The sequence below is a fragment of the Modestobacter altitudinis genome (assembly GCF_005930475.1).
Classification (GTDB): Bacteria; Actinomycetota; Actinomycetes; order Mycobacteriales; family Geodermatophilaceae; genus Modestobacter; species Modestobacter altitudinis.
In genome coordinates, this window is sequence record NZ_SJEW01000125.1 from 1 (window position 1) to 5,393 (window position 5,393).

Annotated in this window: 7 protein-coding genes; 5 read left to right on the plus strand and 2 right to left on the minus strand. The window is 75.1% G+C overall.

All coding sequences use genetic code 11. The annotated features are described in order from the left end of the window. The 3 genes from FHL79_RS24490 to FHL79_RS24500 form a co-directional block, all read left to right on the plus strand. A partial coding sequence (locus FHL79_RS24490) for a PAS and ANTAR domain-containing protein (RefSeq protein WP_138761159.1) occupies positions 1–657 on the plus strand: 657 nt, incomplete at its 5' end. A 114-nt stretch (positions 658–771) separates the two neighbouring features. Further along, positions 772–1,437, plus strand: a complete 666-nt coding sequence (locus FHL79_RS24495; RefSeq protein WP_138761160.1) for a lysophospholipid acyltransferase family protein — start codon at positions 772–774, stop codon at positions 1,435–1,437. 35 nt (positions 1,438–1,472) lie between these two features. Beyond that, positions 1,473–2,972: a cobyric acid synthase gene (locus FHL79_RS24500; protein WP_138761161.1), complete on the plus strand. Its 1,500-nt coding sequence runs from the start codon at positions 1,473–1,475 to the stop codon at positions 2,970–2,972. A 206-nt stretch (positions 2,973–3,178) separates the two neighbouring features. On the opposite strand, the gene FHL79_RS24505 is transcribed toward FHL79_RS24500, so the two are convergent. After that, positions 3,179–3,568, minus strand: a complete 390-nt coding sequence (locus FHL79_RS24505) for an acyl-CoA thioesterase (RefSeq protein WP_138761162.1) — start codon at positions 3,566–3,568, stop codon at positions 3,179–3,181. A gap of 49 nt (positions 3,569–3,617) precedes the next feature. Here FHL79_RS24505 and FHL79_RS24510 point away from each other — a divergent pair, with 49 nt between their 5' ends. Together FHL79_RS24510 and FHL79_RS24515 are read left to right on the plus strand one after the other, a co-directional pair. Beyond that, the gene (locus tag FHL79_RS24510; RefSeq protein WP_138761163.1) at positions 3,618–4,238 is read left to right on the plus strand and encodes an MSMEG_1061 family FMN-dependent PPOX-type flavoprotein; all 621 of its coding nucleotides are present in this window, start codon (positions 3,618–3,620) and stop codon (positions 4,236–4,238) included. A gap of 90 nt (positions 4,239–4,328) precedes the next feature. Beyond that, positions 4,329–4,754, plus strand: coding sequence for a VOC family protein (locus tag FHL79_RS24515; RefSeq protein ID WP_138761164.1), 426 nt, complete (start codon positions 4,329–4,331; stop codon positions 4,752–4,754). 55 nt (positions 4,755–4,809) lie between these two features. On the opposite strand, the gene FHL79_RS24520 is transcribed toward FHL79_RS24515, so the two are convergent. Then, positions 4,810–5,022 (minus strand): hypothetical protein, encoded by a 213-nt coding sequence (locus FHL79_RS24520; RefSeq protein WP_138761165.1) that lies wholly within the window; start codon positions 5,020–5,022, stop codon positions 4,810–4,812. Positions 5,023–5,393: the final 371 nt, after the last annotated feature.

Below are 5,393 nucleotides of genomic sequence, written 5' to 3' on the forward strand. Positions count from 1 at the left end.
ACCTCCCCCCCGGCCGCGACTGCCCGGCCGACCCCGCTGACCGCCCGGTTCCGCGGGGACCTCACGACCGAGCAGTGGTGGTGGTCCCCCGAGCTGTTCGACCTGCACGGCATCCCGAGCAGCTCGGTCCAGCCCACGGTGGGGTTGCTGCTGGCCCACGTCCACGGTGACGACCGGCCGGCCCTGCAGGACGCGCTGCGCGAGGCCGCGACCACCGCCGCCTCCTTCACCCGCGAGTACCGGGTGCTGCGGACCGACGGCCGGCCGCTGACCGCACTGCTGGTGTGCGAGCCGGAGACCGATGCGGCCGGCGCGGTCACCGCCCTGACCGGGCTGGTGGTGGACGTGACGGCGGGGCGGGCTCCCGCGCCCGCCGCCGAGCAGCTGCGGCACCTGGAGACCGAGGTGGAGCAGCTGCGCAGCGCGATGGCGAGCCGGGCGGCCATCGAGCAGGCCAAGGGGATCCTCATGCTGCTCATGTCCTGCGGGGACCAGGTGGCGTTCGACCTGCTGGCGCACATCTCCAGCCACACCCACCGCAAGGTCCGCGACGTGGCGGTCTCGATCATCGAGTCGGCGAGCGGACGCACCCCGCTGCCCGACGACGTCCGCGAGATCCTGCACGACGCCTGCCCGCCGGGCCGCGCCGCCGTCTGACCGTCGCCCCGACCCGCGCCGCACCCGCCCGTTCCCTCCGGGCACCGATCGGAGAGGATGCCCGGAACGGTCCAGGACCGACGTGGGTCCGGGACGAGGGAGGGGGGCCGCCGCGTGTTCTACCTGTTTGCGCGGTTCGTGCTGCGTCCGCTGGTGTGGGTGGTCTTCCGGCCGGCGGTCACCGGCCGGGAGAACGTGCCGCTCACCGGGCCGGTGATCCTGGCCAGCAACCACCTCTCCTTCATCGACAGCATCGCCATCCCGCTGATGGCGCCGCGCAAGGTCGCCTACCTGGCCAAGGCCGAGTACTTCCGCGGCTCCGGGTTCAGCGGCTGGGTCTCCCGCACCCTGTTCACCGCGCTCGGCGCGCTGCCGGTGGAGCGGGAGGCCTCGCGGGCGGCGCAGGCGGCGCTGGACACCGCGATGGGCGTGCTGGAGGCCGGTGGCGCGTTCGGCATCTACCCCGAGGGCACCCGCTCCCGCGACGGCCGGCTCGCCCGCGGCAAGACCGGTGTCGCCTGGCTCGCGCTCAACGCCGACTGCCCGGTCGTCCCGGTGGCCGTCCGCGGCACCGACAGGATCCAGCCGATCGGGGCGCGCTGGCCGCGACCGCACCGGGTGTACGTCACGTTCGGCGAGCCGCTGACCTTCCCGGAGCACCGCGGCCAGGCCGGCAAGGGCCGGGCGCGCCGCGAGGTCACCGACCAGGTGATGGAGGCGATCGCCGCGCTGTCCGGTCAGGAGAAGGCCGGCTGGGGCCTGCCGACCGCCGCGGCGTGAGCGGAGGCCGGGACGGCTGGTCGCGGAGCGACCGCATGGGCGGGGCACTACTCGTCGCGGGCACGACGTCGGACGCCGGCAAGTCGGTGGTCACCGCCGGCATCTGCCGCTGGCTGGCCCGCCAGGGCGTGCGGGTGGCGCCGTTCAAGGCGCAGAACATGAGCAACAACTCAGGTGTCACCGCGGACGGCGCGGAGATCGGCCGGGCGCAGGCGATGCAGGCCGCGGCGGCCCGGGTCGAGCCCGAGGCGGCGATGAACCCGGTGCTGCTCAAGCCGGGCGGGGAGGACGCCAGCCAGGTCGTCGTCCTCGGCAAGCCGGTGGCCGACGTCACGGCGCTGTCCTACCGGCCGATGAAGGCAGCCCTGCTGGAGCAGGCGCTGGCCTGCCTGGCCGACCTGCGCTCACGCTTCGACGTCGTGGTCTGCGAGGGAGCCGGCTCGCCCACCGAGATCAACCTGCGCGCCGATGACATCGCCAACATGGGGCTGGCCACCGCCGCGGGGCTCCCGGTCGTCGTGGTGGGCGACATCGACCGCGGCGGGGTCTTCGCCGCGCTGTACGGCACCGTCGCGCTGATGCCGCCGGCCGACCAGCGGCTGGTCGCCGGGTTCCTGGTCAACAAGTTCCGCGGCGACGTCCGGCTGCTCACCCCGGGCCTGGACTCCCTCGCCGCGCTGACCGGCCGGCCGACGCTCGGCGTGCTCCCCTGGCAGCGCGGCCTGCACCTGGACGTCGAGGACTCCCTCGGCGTCGACGCGCCCCGCGGCCCGGCGCTGCCGCCGCACGGCGAGGACGTGCTGCGGGTGTCGGTGGCCCGGCTGCCCCGGCTGTCCAACTTCACCGACCTCGACGCGCTCGCCGCCGAACCCGGCGTGCTGCTGCGCTACGCCGAGCGGCCCGAGGAACTCGCCGACGCCGACCTGGTGGTGCTGCCCGGCACCCGGTCGACCGTCGCCGACCTGCAGTGGCTGCGCTCCACCGGGCTGGCCGACGCGGTCCGCCGCCGGGCCGCCGAGGGCCGACCGGTGCTCGGCATCTGCGGCGGCCACCAGATGCTGGCGCGCACCATCAGCGACGACGTCGAGTCCCGGGCCGGCGTCGTCCCCGGGCTCGGGCTGCTCCCGGCCGACGTCCGGTTCGGCGCGGAGAAGGTGCTGGCCCGGCCGACCGGCACCGCGCTCGGGCACACCGTGCGCGGCTACGAGATCCACCACGGCGTGGTCACCGTCGACGACTCCGCCGAGCCCTTCCTGGACGGCGCCCGGGTCGGCTCGGTCTTCGGCACCACGTGGCACGGCGCGCTGGAGGACGACGGGTTCCGGCGCGCCTTCCTCACCGAGGTGGCGCGGGTCACCGGGCGGCGCTTCGTGGTGGCACCGGACACCGACTTCGCCGCTGTCCGGGAGGCCCGGCTGGACGCCCTCGGCGACCTGGTCGCCGAGCACGCGGACACCGACGCGCTCTGGCGGCTGATCGAGACCGGCCCGCCCGCCGGCCTGCCGGTGCTGCCGGCGGGGCCCGCCGCCCGCTGACCCGTTCAGGCGCGCACCCCGCCGTCCTCGCGGGCGGTGAGGGTCATCGTCTGGTCGACGTCGAGGAGGCCGGACAGCCCGAGCCTGGTTGCGCGCACCCGGATCCGGAGCCGCCGGCAGGGCGACACCTCGGGGATCTCCTCCTGGGGACCCCCGCTGGTCCGCCCAACCCAGGGCGGCGGCCCGGCCGTGGGGCGGGCCCGCGCTCACCCCGCCTGGAGCAGGATGCGGACGTCGTCCGGCCAGGGGGTCGGGCGGCCGTCGGCGGTGGCCACGTACGTGCTGCGGACCGTGCAGCAGGGTCGGTCGCCCACCCGCACGGTGAAGACCAGGGTGAGGCTGGTGCGGCCCAGCGCCGCCGGCTCGACGTCGACCGCCACCGTGTCGCCGTACCGGGCGGAGGAGACCCAGTCCAGCGAGCTGGCCTTGACGAAGTACTCCACCCCGCGCTCGACCAGCGCCTGCCACGGCAGCCCGCGCGCCGCCCACCAGGCGTTCACCGCCTCGTCGGCCCAGACCAGGTAGTGCGCGTTGAAGACCACGCCCTGCTGGTCGCACTCGACGAACCGGACCGGAGCACTCCACACCTCGGGCACGGGACGCAGGCTACGGACGGCGGCAACCGACGGCGGCTACCGTCGACCCGTGCAGCCCGCCCTGGAGACCCAGCCCACCGACGCGGAGGTCCTGGCCGGCTACCGCGCACCCTCGCAGCTCGTCCGCGACAAGGTCATCGACCGGGTCGACGAGCACTGCCGGGCGTTCATCGCCCTCTCCCCCTTCGCCACGCTGGCCACCGCCGACGCCGAGGGCTTCCCCGAGATCTCCCCGCGCGGCGGCGACCCGGGCTTCGTGCACGTCCTCGACGAGCACCGGCTCGCGCTGCCGGACCGGCAGGGCAACAACCGGGTCGACAGCCTGCGGAACCTCACCGTCAACCCGCAGGCTGCGCTGCTGTTCTTCGTGCCCGGCGCGGAGGAGACGCTCAAGGTCTTCGGGACGACGTCGATCGTCGCGGCCGACGCCCTGGGCATCGACCTGGTCGAGTTCGGCCGGGCACCCCGGTCGGTGGTCGTGCTGAGCGTCCAGCGGGCCTACTTCCACTGCGGCAAGGCCGTGATGCGCTCGGGGCTGTGGGACCCGGCGCGGCAGGTCGACCGGTCGACGATGACGCCGTTCGGCCAGGTGCTCCGGGACCACTGCCAGCTCGAGACGCCGCTGCCCGACGACGCCACGATCCGCGCGGACCTGGCGCTCGAGCTGTAAGAATCGTGGGTCCTCCGGCCCCGCTGCAGGGACCCGCGCTGAGCGTGCGAAGCGTGGGGGGCAGCGGGGTCCTTTCGCTAGCGTGCCGGCATGGCCTACCTCTTCCAGGTGACGATCGACTCCACCGCGCCGCACCCGCTCGCCGACTGGTGGGCCGACGCGCTGGGCTGGCAGCGCGAGCCGACCGACGAGGCGTTCATCCGCCGGATGGTCGACGAGGGGCAGGCGGCCGAGGCCGACACGATGCTGCACGACGGCCGGCTGGTCTGGGTGGTGGGCGCCGCGATCCGGCACCCCACCGACGCCGCTCCCCGGGTGCTCTTCCAGCGGGTGCCCGAGCCCAAGACGGTCAAGAACCGGGTGCACCTCGACGTCCGGGTCGGCCCGGAGAACGTGGACGGCGAGGTGGCCCGGCTGACCGCGCGCGGCGCGGCCGTGCTGCACCACGGCCAGCAGGGCCCCTTCCGCTGGGTCACGATCGCCGACCCGGAGGGCAACGAGCTCTGCCTCACCTGAGGCCCCCTGCAGGGTCCCGCCGCGAGCGTGCGAGCGGTGGGGGGCAGGGGGTGTCTCAGCAGCCGAGGTCCAGTTCCCGCTCGACCTCGCGCTCGGCCTTGCGCTCGGCGACCGCGCGCTGGGCGAGCAGCCGTCGGCGCGCGTTGCGTGGCCGGCGACCGGATCGGTACCGGGCGTCCTCGACCAGCTGGAACGCAGCCAGCGCACTCGCTCGCACGGCGGTGGGGAGTGGGACCTCGACCGGGTGGACCGGCTCGGCTGTGGTCATCTGGCTGCTCTTTCCCCCGTGGTGGCCGTTGTTCGCCCACCAGTGCATGGATGGCCCGCCGGCTCGCATCCCAACCGCGATGTGACCCGTCAGTCCTGTTCCGCGCACGGACCATCACACGCGGGTGGTCCCGCAGCGCAGCGCCGCGCGGAGGCGCGCCGGCCCGGCGGCGTGTCGCCGGTTGCCACGCCGCAGCGGCCATCCCCTACGGTCCGGTGGATGGCGAGCAGTGCGTGGCGCAGGGTCCTGGGTCGGCTGGTGGACGTCGCCGTCCGGCAGGGCAGCGCGGAGCTGTCCCGGCGCGCCCGCCGCGACCGCTCCCCGACGGCGCCGCGCCCGTCGGCACCACCCCGCTCCGCCCCGTCCCGGTC

Coding starts and splice junctions, on each gene's coding strand:
- FHL79_RS24515 (WP_138761164.1), top strand. CDS start 4,329: ATGGCCTACCTCTTCCAGGTGACGATCGACTCCACCGCGCCGCACCCG.
- FHL79_RS24520 (WP_138761165.1), bottom strand. CDS start 5,022: ATGACCACAGCCGAGCCGGTCCACCCGGTCGAGGTCCCACTCCCCACC.
- FHL79_RS24500 (WP_138761161.1), top strand. CDS start 1,473: ATGGGCGGGGCACTACTCGTCGCGGGCACGACGTCGGACGCCGGCAAG.